At 60.7% G+C, this 17,668-nt stretch carries 13 protein-coding genes; 11 read left to right on the top strand and 2 right to left on the bottom strand.

Annotated elements, in window-relative coordinates; genetic code table 11:
* Nucleotides 1-314: 314 nt before the first annotated feature.
* Nucleotides 315-815 carry a thiol peroxidase gene (tpx, locus tag BFP96_RS00980; RefSeq protein WP_065893188.1) on the bottom strand — a complete coding sequence of 167 codons (501 nt, stop codon included), beginning with the start codon at nucleotides 813-815 and terminating at the stop codon, nucleotides 315-317.
* A gap of 159 nt (nucleotides 816-974) precedes the next feature.
* On the opposite strand from tpx, the gene BFP96_RS00985 reads away from it, so the two are divergent.
* From BFP96_RS00985 to BFP96_RS00995, 3 genes are all read left to right on the top strand, one after another.
* Nucleotides 975-2,264, top strand: coding sequence for a glycosyltransferase (locus tag BFP96_RS00985; protein ID WP_065935407.1), 1,290 nt, complete (start codon nucleotides 975-977; stop codon nucleotides 2,262-2,264).
* 71 nt (nucleotides 2,265-2,335) lie between these two features.
* Nucleotides 2,336-3,241 (top strand): AraC family transcriptional regulator, encoded by a 906-nt coding sequence (locus BFP96_RS00990; RefSeq protein WP_065898345.1) that lies wholly within the window; start codon nucleotides 2,336-2,338, stop codon nucleotides 3,239-3,241.
* Between the two features lie 75 nt (nucleotides 3,242-3,316).
* Nucleotides 3,317-7,129: a hypothetical protein gene (locus BFP96_RS00995; RefSeq protein ID WP_170875966.1), complete on the top strand. Its 3,813-nt coding sequence runs from the start codon at nucleotides 3,317-3,319 to the stop codon at nucleotides 7,127-7,129.
* A gap of 84 nt (nucleotides 7,130-7,213) precedes the next feature.
* Here the strand turns inward: BFP96_RS00995 and BFP96_RS31625 are convergent, their stop codons facing one another.
* Nucleotides 7,214-7,489: a chitin binding peritrophin-A domain-containing protein gene (locus tag BFP96_RS31625; RefSeq protein WP_083203338.1), complete on the bottom strand. Its 276-nt coding sequence runs from the start codon at nucleotides 7,487-7,489 to the stop codon at nucleotides 7,214-7,216.
* A gap of 304 nt (nucleotides 7,490-7,793) precedes the next feature.
* Between BFP96_RS31625 and BFP96_RS01000 the strand changes: the two genes are divergently transcribed.
* The 8 genes from BFP96_RS01000 to BFP96_RS01035 all read left to right on the top strand — a co-directional run.
* Nucleotides 7,794-9,065: an ABC transporter substrate-binding protein gene (locus BFP96_RS01000; RefSeq protein WP_370737789.1), complete on the top strand. Its 1,272-nt coding sequence runs from the start codon at nucleotides 7,794-7,796 to the stop codon at nucleotides 9,063-9,065.
* A gap of 135 nt (nucleotides 9,066-9,200) precedes the next feature.
* Entirely contained in the window at nucleotides 9,201-10,091 is an 891-nt protein-coding gene (locus BFP96_RS01005; protein WP_065887342.1) for a carbohydrate ABC transporter permease, read from the top strand.
* Between the two features lie 10 nt (nucleotides 10,092-10,101).
* Nucleotides 10,102-10,932 (top strand): carbohydrate ABC transporter permease, encoded by an 831-nt coding sequence (locus BFP96_RS01010; protein WP_065887345.1) that lies wholly within the window; start codon nucleotides 10,102-10,104, stop codon nucleotides 10,930-10,932.
* Nucleotides 10,933-10,955: 23 nt separating this feature from the next.
* Nucleotides 10,956-12,059, top strand: a complete 1,104-nt coding sequence (locus tag BFP96_RS01015; protein ID WP_065898352.1) for an ABC transporter ATP-binding protein — start codon at nucleotides 10,956-10,958, stop codon at nucleotides 12,057-12,059.
* Between the two features lie 18 nt (nucleotides 12,060-12,077).
* A complete protein-coding gene (locus BFP96_RS01020) occupies nucleotides 12,078-13,559 on the top strand; it encodes a mannitol dehydrogenase family protein (RefSeq protein WP_065935409.1) in 1,482 nt (493 codons plus the stop codon).
* A gap of 139 nt (nucleotides 13,560-13,698) precedes the next feature.
* Entirely contained in the window at nucleotides 13,699-15,180 is a 1,482-nt protein-coding gene (gene xylB, locus BFP96_RS01025; RefSeq protein ID WP_065935410.1) for a xylulokinase, read from the top strand.
* 12 nt (nucleotides 15,181-15,192) lie between these two features.
* Nucleotides 15,193-16,131, top strand: coding sequence for a carbohydrate kinase family protein (locus BFP96_RS01030; protein WP_065935411.1), 939 nt, complete (start codon nucleotides 15,193-15,195; stop codon nucleotides 16,129-16,131).
* Nucleotides 16,132-16,249: 118 nt separating this feature from the next.
* The coding region (locus tag BFP96_RS01035) for a pertactin-like passenger domain-containing protein (RefSeq protein WP_305885245.1) at nucleotides 16,250-17,668 on the top strand (1,419 nt) is incomplete at its 3' end.

Consider the following 17,668-nt stretch of genomic DNA (forward strand, 5'->3'; position numbering starts at 1 on the left):
CGGCGATAACCAGCAGCACAAGCAGGCCGAACAGCCAGCGACGGGGGTTGCGGGGGGAGGATTGCATGGAGTGATCAACCATTGGGCGCGAGAGCTTCTTCTTTGGGAGGCTGAAAGATAAGCACTGGAGCGCATTTAGAAAAGCGCCTTTACCGGCTATTTACCTTGGGCTTACAACTTTTAAAATTCGGGTCCTGGTCTGCGGGCTGTTTCGCTAAGCTGCTGACACCCAAATAAAAACGGCCTGGACTAGGCCAGGCCGCAAGCTTGCATCATACGTGTGACTGCCTTACGACAGTCATGCGCAGAAACAGTTACTTCAAAACAGCCAGGGCTGCTTCGTAGTTTGGCTCCTGGCCGATTTCGGCAACCAGTTCGCTGTGCAGCACCTTGTCGTTCTCATCCAGCACCACAACGGCGCGAGCAGTGAGGCTGCGCAGCGGGCCTTCAACGATGTCTACGCCGTAATCCTGGGAGAACGCGGCGCTGCGGAAGTCCGACAGGCTCTTGACGTTGTCCAGGCCTTCGGAGCCGCAGAAACGTGCCTGGGCAAACGGCAGATCCGAGGAAATGCACAACACCACGGTATTGTTCAGGTCGTTGGCCTGGGCATTGAACTTGCGCACCGAGGTCGCGCAGGTCGGGGTGTCGACGCTTGGGAAGATGTTCAACACTTTGCGCTTGCCGGCGAAGCTCGCCAGGGTCGCGTCCGACAGGTCGCCGGCGGTCAGGGTGAACTCGGGCGCCTGGGTGCCGACTTGTGGCAATTCGCCTTCAACCTGGACCGGGTTGCCTTTAAGGGTGACTTGAGCCATGAACGGAATCCTTATGCTGGGTTTTGGTTAAACGAATTCGAGAGGCCGAAGTTAACCACAAAGTGCCGACGCTACCTACCGCCAGACACAAATTGTCATGCCGCCGGGTTGTGGTTTAATTGCGCGCTTTTCGCCTGTCCCTCAAGGAAACCGCTGTTGATGAATCAGCCCGCCACCAAAGTCCTGGTCATTGGTTACGTCTGGCCGGAGCCGCGCTCCTCGGCTGCGGGCGGGCATATGATGCAAATCCTTGAGAATTTTCTTACACAAGGTTGGGACATTACCTTCAGCAGCCCGGCGGCCATCGGCGAACACAAGGCCGACTTGCCCGCACTCGGCATCGCTGAATGCGCCATTGAACTGAATAACAGCAGCTTCGATGATTTTGTCCGCGAACTGGCCCCGGATATCGTGCTGTTCGACCGTTTCATGATGGAAGAGCAATTCGGCTGGCGCGTCGAAAAGTGCTGCCCCGACGCCCTGCGCGTGCTGGAGACCTCCGACCTGCAGAGCCTGCGCGACGCCCGCCACCAGCGTTTCAAGGAGCACGTAAAGGCCAACCCCGACAGCGACGACCTCAGCGCCCTGTTCGCGCCGGCGCTGGAGGACGAGTTCCAACGCATGGCCGACACCGACCTGGCCAAGCGCGAAATCGCCGCGATTTACCGCTGTGACATCAGCCTGATGATCTCCGACGTGGAAGTCCGTCTGCTCACCGAACAGTTCAAGGTGCCGGCCGCCCTGCTCCACTGGTGCCCGTTGATGCTGCAGACGCCCAAGGCCGCGTTTGCGCCGTTTGAAGAGCGTGCGCACTTTCTCAGCATCGGCAACTTCCGCCACGCGCCCAACTGGGACGCGGTGCTATGGATGAAGAACAGCCTGTGGCCGCTGATCCGCCAGCAATTGCCGGGCGCGCAGTTGCATATCTACGGCGCGTACACCCCGCCCAAGGCGACCGCCCTGCACAACCCGGCCCAGGGTTTTCATGTGATGAACTGGGCCGAGGACGCGCTGCAAGTGATGAGCGCCGCGCGTATTTGCCTGGCACCGCTGCGCTTTGGCGCGGGCATCAAGGGCAAGTTGATCGATGCGATGCTGTGCGGCACGCCCAATGTCACCACCCCTATCGGCGCCGAGGCCATGGGCGATGATCATCCCTGGCCCGGCGTAATCGCTCACGACGCCCCGGCCCTGGCCGCCGCTGCCGTGGCCCTCTACCAGGACCGCGAGCGCTGGACCCAGGCCCAGGAAAACGGTCGTCAACTGCTTGCCCAGCGCTACGACCAATCGGTCCACGGGCCTGCGCTGGTGGCCTGCCTGGAACACTGCCGCCACCACCTCGCCGCCCATCGCCGGGACAACTTCACCGGCAGCATGCTGCGCCATCATGCGCATAAAAGTACCCAGTACATGTCCCAGTGGATCGAGGCAAAAAACCGCACCCTGTAATGCTGTCACTGGCGAGGTCGCGCGCGACGGGGCATTATCCTACGCAGCGACCACAATAAAGCGACGGCAACATGACCCGAGCAACGCGCATCACCGACCCTTCCTACGAGCTGATGGACGATCACAACGGTCTGTCCATCATCTATCGCCAGCACGGCTTCCCCTGCCCGCTGGTGCGCTGGCACTTCCATAAGGAATACGAACTGCACCTGATCGTCGCCAGCTCGGGCAAGGTGTTTATCGGTGACTACATCGGCAACTTCTACCCGGAAAGCCTGTTTCTGACCGGCCCCAACCTGCCCCACAACTGGATCAGCCAGGTGGAGGAAGACGAGGTAGTGCCCAAGCGCGACATGCTGGTGAACTTCACCGATGAGCTGTTCGAACACGGCAGCCACATCTTCGCCGAACTCAAGAGCCTGGCGCCGTTGCTCGAGCGCGCCCATTACGGCATCGAATTCCGCTGCAAAAAGACTATCGCCCAGGCCATGACCCTGATGCAGCAGATCGAGGACGCCCACGGCATGGCGCGCCTGGGGCACTTTTTTATCCTGCTGGAAGTGTTGAGCGCCTGTGAGGACTACCAACTGCTGTCCGGCGTGACCACCCCACAGCAAGCCGACGAACACAGCATCGACCGCACCAACCGCGCGGTGGACTACATCTTTGCCCACTACGCCCGGGAGTTGCCGCTGGAAGAAGTGGCGGAGTACCTGGGGATGAAGCCGACGTATTTTTCCCGGGTGTTCAAGCAGGCCACCGGAAGGACGTTCATTGAATTCGTCAACCGGCTGCGCATCAGCAAGTCCTGCGAGTTGCTGGCCGATGGCGACAAGGCCGTGACGGATGTGTGCTTTGAGTCGGGCTTCAATAACATTTCCAACTTCAATCGGCGCTTTCAGCAGCTCAAGGGCATGACGCCTTCGCATTATCGGCGCCTGGCGGTGCAACGGTTGACCGAGCAAAATCAGGCCTGAGCGCTGATTCAACCACTCGTCGCTTCTGTCAACTTTGACAGCTATCCGCTCTGCTGCCAGGGGTGTGTGATTTCCTTGCCCGGTTTCATCACTGTACAAGGAGCGCTCACTATGAAAGAAATAACGTCCTCCAACCTGCCCATTCCCCGGTATCAATCCCCGCCCCACGAGCCCGCATCGCCCTCCGCCGTCGACCTTGACCCGCCTTATGTCAACGGCGCGCTGCAGCCGAATCTGGATGCTGACGTGGGGTTGGGCATTCGACAAATCGATCCGTGGCTGATCGTGACGTTTGAAAGATGGTTTAACTTCAATGTCGGTGACACCTATAAATTTTTCGCCGGCAGCACCAGCTACGCCTTGGCTGCAGGCGAGGTCTACCCGGAAGATGTGTACAAGGACCGTGTGCAGTTGGTCATTCCCGCATCGCTGGTGCCCGAAGGCACGATTTATCCCTGCTTCGGTGAAGTGACCAGAGTGGCCAGCGCCACGCCCAGCACATCCCCACCTCAGACGTGGTTCACCAAAACCACGCGGCCAGGGGGACGCAGCATCTACCCATGGTTCCACTCGAACCTGGTGATACACCTGCCTGATGATCTCAAGGACACGACGTTAGACCCCGTGCGTGCCCAGGCGGGTGTGGACTTGACCTGTGACTTTTATCCGTTCTGCACGGTAGGCGACACCATTGAAGTGTGGTGGAACGGTATCGCTGTTTTTCAAAAAATCGATCAGCAACACGTTGATGGTATTAAGCCCATCATCGTGCATGTACCCGAAGAAACCATTATTTCAGGGGGCAGCGGCGCAGTGTCCATTCTCTTCCGGGTATTTGACCGCGTACTCAACTATTCCGGGGAAGACCCCCAGTGGTCGAAGGTGATCAAGCTGGAGGCCGACCTTGAACCCGGCTTGCTTGATCAGCCGCACTTCGTGGTGGGCGGTGAGTCAGTCGACGAGCTGAATTTCGACACCCAGGGAGACGAGGTGTTTAGCGCGGAAATGGTCGTTCCGCGTACGCTACCCGCGCTCTACCCTGGTGGTCCGTCCACACCTACACCAACAGGCGCGCTGATCCACGTCAAACTGACCCAGTTCTACCCCGATTGCTCATCCAACGTCGTGACGCTGCCGGCATTTGCTGCGCGTATCGGCCTCTCGTCCTCCATCGTATTGGACAACAAGTACCTCGAAGACGTGATCGATGGACAATTGCGCATCGAATATACCCTGACGACGGCCAGTGGCGCCTTCCTGCGCGCTTCTCGAGGCTTGGGTATTCGCGTGTTCGGCACGAAAAAAATGATGCCCCCAATGCGAATCGAGCAAGACGAGGGCGGCCTGATTGACCCGGAACACCCTTTCATCAAAGCCATTTTCCCGGTGTATAGCCCTTACTCACCCAACAACAGTGTGACCTTTCGCATGGAAGCACCGCGACCTGGTGGTGGACTGATTGACTACGAAGAAACCGTGAACGCAGGTGCACCACCGCCACCTGACCGCTTTCGCATCGTACTGCAGGAGGATTTTGCGCCCTTCATTGGCGTGGGACCGGTCAAGGTCTACTACCTCGTCAACGACCACACGATGCGTACCCTCGGCCCAGGCGTACAAACGGTGCGCAAGTCCGAAGTATTGGAAGTCATATTCGGATCGGTCGTCGCTGAGTTGCCTGCGCCGCTATTGCAGTATGTCGACGTGTTCGACAACCTGGACCCTGCCAGCGTGATCGGAGGTCAGCTCAAGCTGACGCTGCCCTACATACGCACGGTCCCTGGGGACAAGTTCCTCTGGACATGGCTGGGCGCCAACGCCAGCGGAACCACTGGAGGGGAAGTCGAGCTCTTTTCCGATACGGCCGGCAAACCGGTGGTGGTCCTGGTGGACGAAGCGTTCGTCATTGCCAATGACAATAACGAGATCCGCCTGAGCTACACCTTGGTACCCAAGGACGGCAGCCGACGCCGTTATTCGGAGCGCCGGACCATTACTGTGGGCCAGGCGCTGACCCTCCTGCGTCCCGAGGTCTCGCAGGCCACGCGCTATCCCGACCAGTTGGCGGCAGTGGCCGCGTTAAACGGCGCGACTGTTGTCGTCGAGTACCCGCAGATGCTGCCTTCCCACCAGGTTCGCTGTTGCTGGACCGGCATTGCGGGCATCGGTACTTATTGCGAGACCCAATACGGCAGCTCTTCGAAAGTCCTGCACTTTCATATCGACCCGGAGGTGGTGGGCGCCAATATCCAGGCCCAGGGACACTTCATTGAGGTGCAGTACTTCGTCATGCGAGGCGAGCATGAGACCCCTTCGCCAGTACTGGCCCTGGAATTGTTGCCACCGCCACTGACAGAACCCTACATAGAAGGCCATTCTCGTGATGGCGTGCTGAATCTCGCCACATTGAACGGCACTGAACGCGCGATTGAAGACCACTGGCACTTCAGTCATCGGTTCCAGCGCATGTGGTTCGAGATGTCCGGCACCTACGCTGACGGCTATCCCTTCTACCACAGCTTTTACACCGCTGACCTGGTGACACAGGACGGCGAATTGAACGGTATTCGTCCACCGGCGCCGGTCGCTGAATTGCGCAAGCTCAAGGACGGCTCCCCACTGAGCATGCGCTTCGGGGTAACGTTCGACCGCAGCGCCGAACTGTCTAATGCGGTGTGGTTCAAGGAGCGGCGCTATACCATTCAGGCCTTGCCCACGCAGTTCCCGGTGCCGAGCCTGATCGAGGCAACCGGCTCCGGCACACGGGTCACCCTGGCCCCCTTGAATGCCCAGTATGGGGCGCATGTGCAGGTGTCCTACGGCCCGATGTATAGCAGCGACATCCTCTTCGTGGAAGTCCTGGGCAGTACCGCTGCCGGCTCAACCGTGATCGGGCCGAAGTACGGCGAAACCGATGGCACCGTCATCGTCGACGTGCCCGCATCAGTGATCGCCGCGAATATCGGCAACACGTCCACGCAGTTCACGATCAGGTATACGGTGACACGAGGCGGGGAAACCCGGCCTTCGGTACCGCTCACGGTCAGTCTTGAAAGCCTGCCGCTGACCGAACTGAAAAAAACCGTGATTCGTATCGACCAAGCCTCCGCCAACGGCGTGATCGATGTGGATGCCCTGCCCGGCAACGCCACTGCCAGGGTGACGACCTTTGCATTTATGCGCCCGGGTCTGCCCGTATGGCTGTATTTGTACGGTGTCAGAGCCGACGGTACGCCGCATAACCTGACCCTGATGAATGGTTCCGACAGGGCCGAGGTCGACGCGGCCTGGATCAGCCAGGGTTATCACCTGGAAACCGTATTGAGCAATTACCTGCGAGACCTTGGCAATCGCAGCCAACTGACCCTGCAATTCAAAGCGGCGCTCAATGGTGTAAGGGATGAATTGCAGGCGATTGAATTTCCACCCACCCGTTACACGCTGCAAAGCGTGATGATCAAGGAGTGCACGACGTTCAATGACAATTACATGAACTACTGGCTCAGTGAATGGCCGGATGCGGGCATTCGCCGCGAATCGAATGGCAACTATTTCTGGCAGTCAACACCGGGTACCGGCAGTGGCGTCAGTCTGTACAAAGTGCTTACGCCTGCCGCCGCGGGCTACTACCGCGTCAGCTTCCGCTACAGGATCAACAAGTTTGCCGCGATTGGAGCGCCGACCTTTGTCGAGATTCACCTGGGCACCTTGAAGTGGACGCAAAACGTGCCGCAGATCAATACTTGGCTCAGCGTCAATGTGGCACTCGGTTATTTGCCCGGTAAACCGTTCGAGGCCTCGGTTTCGGTCAGAAACCCAACCACCGGTGGGGTGTATGACATCGATGATATCTGTATCACACAGATGCCGTATCCGACCGTGATGTAGATGTAAAAAAGGGATCGGTACCTGGGTACCGATCCCTTTTCAATGCCTTGGTGTGGCGTGAAAGTGTCAGGACAGGCAGTCCCGTCAGGGTCTCACACAGGCTTGCTTGGACTCATCGAACTCCAACCCGGTCGGGCAGTTATAGGGATATTGAATCCACCGTTGAATGCTGGTGTTATAGACACACCGATGGAATCCACCTACCACATTGGTGCTTTTAAAATAGCCCGCTTTGGTACATGGCGGGTCTCGTGAATCCAACGCCGATCCGGTGCTGCACGCACTGAGAAAACCCGCAATCATCAGGCCTAATAGCGCTTTATTGGTTTTGAGGTTTACACGGAAAAGGTTCATGAACATCTCCAGGTGGGTGTATGCCTGGCCATTAACTCCCCGTTGTTTTTCTGCGTCTACTGTCAGAATTAACAGGTGACCGCGTCATGACGCTGCGCTACCGCTGTACCCGTGCAGTGCAAAAAAGTATCAGTCCCAGTGCTCCCAAGGATTTGTCATCGCGGCGTTTGCGGGCTGTAATCAACGCACACTCTTCCTGACTCCCTGTGGGAAGACACAACAACAATAACCGTCCTTCTGTAGCCCTCTGGGCGCGGAAATGGAGTGCGCGATGAAGTTCACAGCAAAAGCTCTCATAGCCTTTTCTTGCATGACCCTCAGCGCCGTCAGCCTTGGCGCGCAAACCCTGACCATTGCCACCGTCAACAACAGCGACATGATCCGCATGCAGAAGCTCTCGAAAACCTTCGAGGCCGAGCATCCGGAGATCAAGCTGAACTGGGTGGTGCTTGAAGAAAACGTGCTACGCCAACGCCTGACCACCGACATCGCCACCCAGGGCGGGCAGTTCGATGTGTTGACCATCGGCATGTACGAAGCCGCACTGTGGGGCGCCAAGGGTTGGTTGGAACCCATGAAGGACCTGCCGGCGTCCTACGACCTTGACGACGTATTCCCTTCAGTACGTGACGGCCTGTCCGTCAAGGGCTCGCTGTACGCCCTGCCGTTCTACGCTGAAAGCTCCATCACCTATTACCGCACCGACCTGTTCAAGGACGCCGGGCTGAGCATGCCCGAGCACCCGACCTGGACCCAGATCGGCGAATTCGCGGCCAAACTCACCGACAAATCCAAAGAGCAATACGGCCTGTGCCTGCGCGGCAAAGCCGGTTGGGGCGAGAACATGGCGCTGATCACCACCCTGGCCAACGGCTTCGGCGCGCGCTGGTTCGATGAGAAATGGCAGCCCGAATTCAACGGCCCCGAGTGGAAGGACGCGCTGAATTTCTACGTCGACAACATGAAGAAATCCGGCCCGCCGGGTGCCTCCAGTAACGGCTTCAACGAGAACCTGGCGCTGTTCAACAGCGGCAAGTGCGCGATCTGGGTGGACGCCAGCGTGGCCGGCTCGTTTGTCACCGACAAAACCCAGAGCAAGGTGGCCGAGCACGTCGGCTTTACCTTCGCCCCGCACGAGAAGACCGACAAGGGCACTTCGTGGCTGTACTCCTGGAGCCTGGCGATCCCCACCAGTTCCAAGGCCAAGGACGCCGCCAAGGTGTTCACCAGTTGGGCCACCTCTAAAGAATATGGCGCATTGGTCGCCAAGACCGACGGCGTCGCCAACGTCCCGCCAGGCACGCGCAAGTCTACCTACAGCGACGAGTACATGAAGGCCGCGCCGTTCGCCAAGGTGACCCTGGAATCGCTGAAAGTGGCGGACCCGACCAAGCCCACCGAGAAGCCGGTGCCGTATATCGGTATCCAGTTGGTGACCATTCCCGAGTTCCAGGCGATTGGTACCCAGGTCGGCAAGTTCTTCTCCGGTGCATTGACCGGTCAGCAGACCGTGGATGCCGCGTTGACCGCCGCGCAGACCACCACCGAGCGGGAAATGAAGCGGGCCGGTTACCCCAAATAACCCCCATAACCTGTAGGAGCGAGCTTGCTCGCGAAGGTATTCCAAGCGCATCGCGGTGTCGGATGTACCTTTTTCGCGAGCAAGCTCGCTCCTACAGGGCTTTTGCGCACCTGTCTCTATCTGGTCCTGATCACCATGAATACAACGCCCAAAAACCGCCTGGCCAACCCCGGCTGGTTCCTCGTCAGCCCCTCGGTGGCCCTGTTGCTGCTGTGGATGATCGTGCCGCTGGGCATGACCCTGTACTTTTCGCTGATCCGCTACAACCTGCTCTACCCCGGCGAAAACCAGTTCGTGGGGCTGGAAAACTTCACCTACTTCGTCACCGACTCGGGCTTTCTGCCCGGCGCCACCAATACCCTGTTGCTGGTGGGCAGTGTGTTGCTGATCAGCGTGGTGTTCGGCGTATTGATCAGTGCGCTGCTGGAGGCCAGTGAATTCCTCGGGCGTGGCATCGTGCGGGTGATGCTGATTTCGCCGTTCTTCATCATGCCCACCGTCGGTGCGTTGATCTGGAAGAACCTGATTTTCCACCCGGTGTCGGGGATTCTCGCCGCCGTGTGGAAGTTCTTCGGCGCCGAGCCCGTGGATTGGCTGGCGCACTACCCGTTGCTGTCGATCATCATCATTGTGTCGTGGCAGTGGCTGCCCTTCGCGATCCTGTTGCTGATGACCGCCATGCAGTCTCTGGACCAGGAACAGAAGGAAGCCGCACGCCTGGACGGGGCCGGCGCCATTGCGATCTTCTGGCACCTGACCCTGCCCCACCTGGCCCGTCCGATTGCCGTGGTAGTGATGATCGAAACCATTTTCCTGCTCTCGGTGTTCGCCGAAATCTTCACCACCACCAACGGTGGTCCGGGCTACGCCTCGACCAACCTCGCCTACCTGATCTACAACCAGGCGCTGGTGCAGTTCGACGTGGGCATGGCCTCGGCCGGCGGCTTGATTGCCGTGGTCATCGCCAATATCGCGGCGATCATCCTGGTGCGGATGATCGGCAAAAACCTGACTGACAAGCCTTGAGGGCCGCGCCATGACGCTTCAACAATCCCGCCGCCTGCAAAGCCTGTTGCTCGGCACCCTGGCCTGGGCCATCGCGATCCTGATCTTCTTCCCGATCTTCTGGATGGTGCTGACCAGCTTCAAGACCGAAATCGACGCGTTCGCCACGCCGCCGCAGTTCATCTTCACGCCGACGCTGGAGAACTACCTGCACATCAACGAGCGCAGCAACTATTTTGCCTACGCGTGGAATTCGGTGCTGATTTCCTTCAGCGCCACCGCCTTGTGCCTGCTGATCTCGGTGCCGGCCGCCTACTCCATGGCGTTCTATGAAACCCAGCGCACCAAGGGCACGCTGCTGTGGATGCTGTCCACCAAGATGCTGCCACCGGTGGGCGTGCTGATGCCGATCTACCTGCTGGCCAAGAGCTTTGGCCTGCTCGACACGCGCATTGCGCTGATCATCATCTACACCCTGATCAACCTGCCGATCGTGGTGTGGATGGTGTACACCTACTTCAAGGACATCCCCAAGGACATCCTCGAAGCCGCCCGCCTGGACGGCGCCACCCTGTGGCAGGAAATGGTCCGCGTGCTGCTGCCGATCGCCAAGGGCGGTCTGGCGTCGACCGTGTTGCTGTCGCTGATCCTGTGCTGGAACGAGGCCTTCTGGTCGCTGAACCTGACGTCCTCCAGCGCCGCGCCGCTGACTGCGCTGATCGCCTCCTACTCCAGCCCCGAAGGCTTGTTCTGGGCCAAATTGTCCGCCGTGTCGACCCTGGCCTGCGCGCCCATCCTGATCTTTGGCTGGATCAGCCAGAAGCAGTTGGTGCGCGGTTTGTCCTTTGGCGCCGTCAAATAATAATTCCAAGCGGAGGGCCCATCATGGCCAACCTGAAAATCAAGAATCTGCAAAAAGGCTTCGAAGGTTTTTCCATCATCAAGGGCATCGACCTGGAAGTGAACGACAAGGAATTCGTGGTGTTCGTCGGCCCGTCGGGCTGCGGCAAATCCACGTTGCTGCGGCTGATCGCCGGCCTGGAAGAAGTGACCGAGGGCAGCATCGAACTGGATGGCCGCGACATCACCGAAGTGACCCCGGCCAAGCGCGACCTGGCGATGGTGTTCCAGACCTACGCGCTGTACCCGCACATGAGTGTGCGCAAGAACATGTCGTTCGCCCTGGACCTGGCCGGCGTCGACAAGAAAATCGTCGAGAGCAAAGTCAATGAAGCGGCGCGCATCCTGGAACTGGGCCCGCTGCTGGAGCGCAAGCCCAAGCAGCTCTCCGGCGGCCAGCGCCAGCGCGTGGCGATTGGCCGGGCGATTGTGCGCAACCCGAAGATTTTCCTGTTCGACGAACCGCTGTCCAACCTCGACGCCGCCCTGCGCGTGCAGATGCGCCTGGAACTGGCGCGCCTGCATAAAGAGCTGCAGGCGACCATGATCTACGTGACCCACGACCAGGTCGAAGCCATGACCCTGGCCGACAAAGTCGTGGTGCTCAACAGCGGCCGCATCGAACAGGTCGGCTCGCCGCTGGAGCTGTACCACCAGCCGGCCAATCTGTTCGTGGCGGGTTTTCTCGGCACGCCGAAGATGGGTTTCCTCAAGGGCAAGGTCACCCGTGTCGAAGGCCAGGGATGTGACGTGCAGCTCGACGCCGGCACCCTGATCAGTCTGCCGCTCAGCGGCGCCAGCTTGAGCGTGGGCAGCGCGGTGACCCTGGGCATTCGCCCCGAGCACCTGGAAATCGCCGCGCCGGGCCAGACCACCCTGACCGTCACCGCCGACGTCGGCGAGCGCCTGGGCAGCGACACCTTCTGCCACGTCATCACCGCCAACGGCGAGCCGCTGACCATGCGCATCCGTGGCGACATGGCCAGCCAGTACGGCGAGACGCTGCACCTGCACCTGGACCCGGCGCACTGCCATCTGTTCGACACCGATGGCGTGGCCGTCACCCGCCCCCTGCGCGCCGCCGCCTGATTTCGCGAGTATTACGCCATGAAGCTGAACAAACACACCCTCACCCAGTTGGCACCCGAAGTACAACGGCCCACCTATGCCATCGCCAGCACATCGCAAGGCATCGCGCATATCGGCGTCGGCGGTTTCCATCGGGCGCACCAGGCGTTTTACACCGATGCCCTGATGAACACCGGTGAAGGCCTGGACTGGAGCATCTGCGGCGTGGGCCTGCGGGCCGAAGACCGCAAGGCCCGCGACGACCTCGCCGGCCAGGACTATCTGTTCACCCTGTATGAGCTGGGCGATACCGACGACACCGAAGTGCGCGTGATCGGCGCGATCAGCGACATGCTGCTGGCCGAAGACGGCGCCCAGGCGCTGATCGATAAACTGGCCGAGCCGGCCATCCGTATCGTGTCGCTGACCATCACCGAAGGCGGCTACTGCATCGACGACAGCAACGGCGAGTTCATGGCCCACCTGCCCCAGATCCAGCATGACCTGGCGCACCCGAACGCACCGAAGACCGTGTTCGGTTTTCTCTGCGCCGCCCTGACCCGGCGCCGCGCCGCCGGCACTCCGGCGTTCACGGTAATGTCCTGCGATAACCTGCCGCACAACGGCGCTGTGACGCGCAAGGCGCTGCTGGCGTTCGCCGCGCTGCACAATGCCGAGCTGCATGACTGGATCCAGGCCAATGTGAGCTTCCCGAATGCCATGGTCGACCGCATCACGCCGATGACCAGCACCGCCCACCGCCTGCAATTGCATGATGAGCACGGCGTTGACGATGCGTGGCCGGTGGTGTGCGAGCCTTTTGTGCAATGGGTGCTGGAAGACAAATTCGTCAGCGGGCGCCCGGCCTGGGAAAAGGTCGGCGTGCAGTTCACCGATGACGTAACGCCTTACGAGGAAATGAAGATCGGCCTGCTCAACGGCAGCCACCTGGCCCTGACGTACCTGGGGTTTATCAAGGGCTACCGGTTCGTTCACGAAACCATGAACGACCCGCTGTTTGTCGCCTACATGCGCGCCTACATGGACCTGGACGTCACGCCGAACCTGGCGCCGGTGCCGGGCATCAACCTGACCGAGTACAAACAGACCCTGGTCGAGCGGTTTTCCAACCAGGCGATTGCCGACCAGTTGGAGCGCGTGTGTTCGGATGGCTCCTCGAAGTTTCCAAAGTTCACGGTGCCAACGATCAATCGCCTGATTGCGGGCGACCGTGAGACAGAACGGGCTGCGCTGGTGGTCGCTGCGTGGGCGTTGTATCTCAAGGGTGTCGATGAGAATGGCGTGAGCTACACCATCCCTGACCCGCGCGCGCAGTTCTGCCAGCAACTGGTCAGCGATGACAGCTTGATCAGCAAGCGCTTGCTGGGGGTTGAAGAGATTTTCGGCAAGGCTATTCCCAACTCGCCCGCGTTTGTGGCAGCGTTCGAGCGGTGTTATGCAAGTTTGCGCGATCACGGCGTCACTGAAACCCTGAAGCGGTTACTGAAGAAACCGGCTTAAAACTGTGGGAGGGGGCTTGCCCCCGATGAGGGTGTGTCAGTTAATAAATCTTTCACTGACCCACTGCTATCGGGGGCAAGCCCCCTCCCACATTGACCGCATTGGCAACTCCAACAATAAAACTGCTGAGCACTCCATCATGACCCAGCAAAACCTGTTCCTCGGCATCGACTGCGGCACCCAGGGCACCAAGGCCATCGTCCTCGATGCATCCAGCGGCAAGGTACTGGGCCTGGGCGCCGCCGCGCACACCCTGCTCAGCGGCGCCAACGGCCGGCGTGAGCAACACACCCAGGAATGGCTGGACGCCTTCACCGAAGCCACTCACCGCGCCTTGCAACAGGCCGGGGTGGACGGCCAGGACATCCTCGGCATCGGCGTGTCCGGCCAGCAACATGGCCTGGTTCTGCTCGACGCCCAGGGCCGGGTGCTGCGCCCGGCCAAGCTGTGGTGCGACACCGAGACCGCCGCCGAAAACGAGCGCCTGTTGCAGCACCTGGGCGGCGAAAGCGGCTCGCTGGAGCGCCTGGGCGTGGTCATTGCGCCGGGCTACACCGTGTCCAAACTGCTGTGGACCCGCGAACGGCATCCGGACCTGTTTGCGCGCATCGCCCATATCCTGTTGCCCCATGACTACCTCAACTACTGGCTCACCGGCCGCGCCGTCGCCGAATACGGCGATGCTTCAGGCACCGGCTATTTCGACGTGCGCCGCCGTGAATGGGACGTGGCGCTGCTGCAGCACATCGACCCCAGCGGGCGCCTGCAAGCGGCGCTGCCCGAGCTGATCGCCGCCGACCAGGCGGTGGGCACGATCCTGCCGGGCATCGCCGAGCGCCTGGGCATCAACCCCCAGGCGATTGTCGCCAGCGGCGGCGGTGACAACATGATGGGCGCCATCGGCACCGGCAATATCGCACCGGGCGTGATCACCATGAGCCTGGGCTCATCGGGCACCGTCTACGCGTTTGCCGACCAGCCCAACGTCAGTCCCCAGGCGTCGGTCGCCACCTTCTGCTCCTCCAGCGGCGGCTGGTTGCCGTTGATCTGCACCATGAACCTGACCAACGCCACCGGCGTGGTGCGCGAGCTGTTCGAGCTGGACTTGAACGCCTTCAACGCCCTGGTCGAACAGGCCCCCATCGGCGCGGACGGGGTGAGCATGCTGCCGTTCCTCAACGGCGAACGGGTGCCCGCCCTGCCCCAGGCCACCGGCAGCCTGCACGGCCTGACCATGACCAACCTGACCCGCGCCAACCTGTGCCGTGCGGTGGTCGAAGGCACCACCTTCGGCTTGCGTTACGGCCTCGACCTGCTGCGCCAGACCGGCCTGCAAAGCCTGGGCATCCGCTTGATCGGCGGCGGTTCGAAAAGCCCGCTGTGGCGGCAGATGGTTGCCGATATCATGAACACCGAAGTGGTGTGTACCGAACAAAGCGAGGCCGCAGCCCTGGGCGCGGCGATCCAGGCGGCGTGGTGCCAGTCCGGCGAATCCCTGGCCAGCCTGTGCGACAAATGCGTGAGCCTTGACCCGGCCAGCCGCACCCTGCCGGTGCCGGCCAATGTCAGGGCCTATCAACAGGCCTACGAGCGCTATCAACAGCTTGTGGCAAACCTTTAAGAGCGAGCGACTATGTATCTGGTGTGCGGTGAAGCACTGTTTGATTTTTTCAGCGAGGAGGATGCCAGCGGGCTTGCGTCCAAGGTCAACTACAAGTCGATTGCCGGCGGGTCGCCGTTCAACGTGGCCGTGGGCTTGCGCCGCCTGGGCATCGAGGCCGGACTGTTCGGCGGAGTGTCCACCGACTTCCTCGGCCGGCGCCTGGTGCAGGTGCTCGAGGATGAAGGCGTGAGCCGGCAATTTCTCGTGGAGTTCGCCGCACCAACCACGCTGGCGATGGTTGCCGTGGGTGCCAATGGCTCGCCGCAATACAGCTTTCGCGGCGAAGGTTGCGCCGATCGGCAACTGCAGGTCGCGCATCTGCCGGTACTGGGCGATGAGATTCGCGGGCTGCATATCGGCTCGTTCTCGCTGGTGGTGCAACCCATCGGCGACACGCTGCTGGCCCTGGTCCAGCGCGAAAGCGGCAAGCGCCTGATCAGCCTCGACCCCAATGTGCGCCTTAACCCGCAACCGGACATCCAGCTGTGGCGCGACCGTATCGCCGAGCTGGTCAAGCATGCGGACCTGATCAAGGTCAGCGATGAGGACCTGCACCTGCTCTACCCCGAGCAATCGCCCGAAAGCGTGCTGCAAGGCTGGCTGCAACACCGCTGCCAGCTGATATTTCTCACCCGTGGCGGCGACGGCGCCAGTGTGTTCAGCCGCCGGCACGGCACCTGGTCACAACCGGCTATCGACATCGTGATGGCCGACACGGTGGGCGCCGGCGATACCTTCCAGGCGGCGCTGATCGCCTGGTTGACCGAGCAGCAATTGGACTCGGTTGAAGGGCTGCTCCAGCTCAGCCGCGAACAGATCGACGCCATGCTCGGCTTTGCCATCCGCGCGGCGGCGCTGACCTGCACCCGCACCGGGCCGGACTTGCCCTACCGTCGCCAATTAGGCTGATAGCCCCACCGGCCGTGCCCTGCGCGGCCTTTACCTTTTATCCAAAAAGCTTGCCATGCAGCGAAGCTGTGCTACACCGAAGAACAGCAGTAACTAAAAACAATACGTAGGACGCGTCATGACCAAGGCATCTGGTTTCCCAACCCGAGCCGTTATTGCTGTCGGCATCCTTTCACTGCAGTACTTCACGCCCCAGCCCGCGCATGCCGCGTGCGCTTTCAGCCCCGGTCCCGGTGACGATACGTTCGTCTGCGACAGCGGCACCAGCACCGCCGGGCTCACCGATCTTCAGGGCAACAACCGCCTGACGCTGCCCGCCGGTGGTACGGGAACCATCAACGGCCCTGTCACGTTCGGCGCGGGCGCCGATCGCATCCTGATTGATGCCGGCAGTATCCTGGGTGCCGTGCAACAAGGCGCCGGCATCGATGACTTCGCCATGAACGGCGGGCGGATTGTTTCGCTGGCCCAGGGCGATGGCCTCGATACCTTCCTGATGACCGGCGGCGTCATCGAACGGGAATTCGTCGACGGTGACGTGGCGCGACAAACCGGCGGCACGATTGGCCGGGTCGACATGAAACTGGACGATAACGTCTACGAGATGACCGGCGGCGAGATCCTCGGCAACCTGGTCACCGGGTTCGGCAAGGACAGGATCGACATCTCGGGAACAGGCAGCGTCGGCGGCAATATCAGCACCAGCGGCGGCGATGACATCATTACGGTGAGCGGCGGCGTGATCAAAGGTGAAATCCGCGCCAGTTTCGGCAACGACACGTTCATCTGGCGCAATGGCGGCGCAATCCAGTCTTCAGTCTTGATGGGCGATGGTGACGACACCGCCTTGCTCAGCACTCTTGATGAAAGCCGTTTGGCCGCCACGCCGTCGATTGACGGCGGCCTGGGCAATGATCAATTGACGTTCGATAACAGCACTTCCAGTACGCCCACCCGCTATATCGGCTGGGAGACGGTCAACCTCAACAACGCCTCGCGCTTTGCTCTGGCCGGGGACTTTTTCCTCGGTGACAGTGCGAGCAACACCGGTACGTTCAACATCGATGGCAGCAGTACCCTGGCGGTGAGCCAGGGCGCAATCCGCCCCTACACCGCGGGCCAACTGGCGACGCTGAACAATGCCGGCACTGTTGACATGACCACCGACAACAGCGCGAACAGTTCATTGACGGTGCATGGCAACTATGTGGGCAATAACGGCCAGCTGTGGCTGCAAAGCGCCCTCGGTGATGACAACTCCGCGACCGACAAGCTGGTGGTGTCCGACGCAATTATCGGCGGTCACACGCAACTGGGCGTCACCAATCTGGGCGGTGCAGGCGGGCTGACTCAGAACAGTGGCATCGAGGTGGTCCAGGCCCTCAACGGCACGACCAGCAGCGCAGATGCCTTTGCGTTAAAGGGCTCAGTGTCTGCCGGTGCCTATGAATATCGGCTGTTCAAAGGCGGCGTGACCGCCGGCACGGAAAACAACTGGTACCTGCGCTCGTCGGTGGTGGCCGTGCAGCCACCCGTC

Origin of the sequence: Pseudomonas sp. 34 E 7 (genome assembly GCF_900005715.1) — a bacterium.
In the GTDB taxonomy this organism is placed as follows: domain Bacteria; phylum Pseudomonadota; class Gammaproteobacteria; order Pseudomonadales; family Pseudomonadaceae; genus Aquipseudomonas; species Aquipseudomonas orientalis_A.

Excerpts from the sequence above, each read along its gene's own strand:
- tpx (WP_065893188.1), bottom strand. The coding sequence starts at position 815 with ATGGCTCAAGTCACCCTTAAAGGCAACCCGGTCCAGGTTGAAGGCGAA.
- BFP96_RS00985 (WP_065935407.1), top strand. The coding sequence starts at position 975 with ATGAATCAGCCCGCCACCAAAGTCCTGGTCATTGGTTACGTCTGGCCG.
- BFP96_RS00990 (WP_065898345.1), top strand. The coding sequence starts at position 2,336 with ATGACCCGAGCAACGCGCATCACCGACCCTTCCTACGAGCTGATGGAC.
- BFP96_RS31625 (WP_083203338.1), bottom strand. The coding sequence starts at position 7,489 with ATGTTCATGAACCTTTTCCGTGTAAACCTCAAAACCAATAAAGCGCTA.
- BFP96_RS01000 (WP_370737789.1), top strand. The coding sequence starts at position 7,794 with ATGACCCTCAGCGCCGTCAGCCTTGGCGCGCAAACCCTGACCATTGCC.
- BFP96_RS01005 (WP_065887342.1), top strand. The coding sequence starts at position 9,201 with ATGAATACAACGCCCAAAAACCGCCTGGCCAACCCCGGCTGGTTCCTC.
- BFP96_RS01010 (WP_065887345.1), top strand. The coding sequence starts at position 10,102 with ATGACGCTTCAACAATCCCGCCGCCTGCAAAGCCTGTTGCTCGGCACC.
- BFP96_RS01015 (WP_065898352.1), top strand. The coding sequence starts at position 10,956 with ATGGCCAACCTGAAAATCAAGAATCTGCAAAAAGGCTTCGAAGGTTTT.
- BFP96_RS01020 (WP_065935409.1), top strand. The coding sequence starts at position 12,078 with ATGAAGCTGAACAAACACACCCTCACCCAGTTGGCACCCGAAGTACAA.
- xylB (WP_065935410.1), top strand. The coding sequence starts at position 13,699 with ATGACCCAGCAAAACCTGTTCCTCGGCATCGACTGCGGCACCCAGGGC.
- BFP96_RS01030 (WP_065935411.1), top strand. The coding sequence starts at position 15,193 with ATGTATCTGGTGTGCGGTGAAGCACTGTTTGATTTTTTCAGCGAGGAG.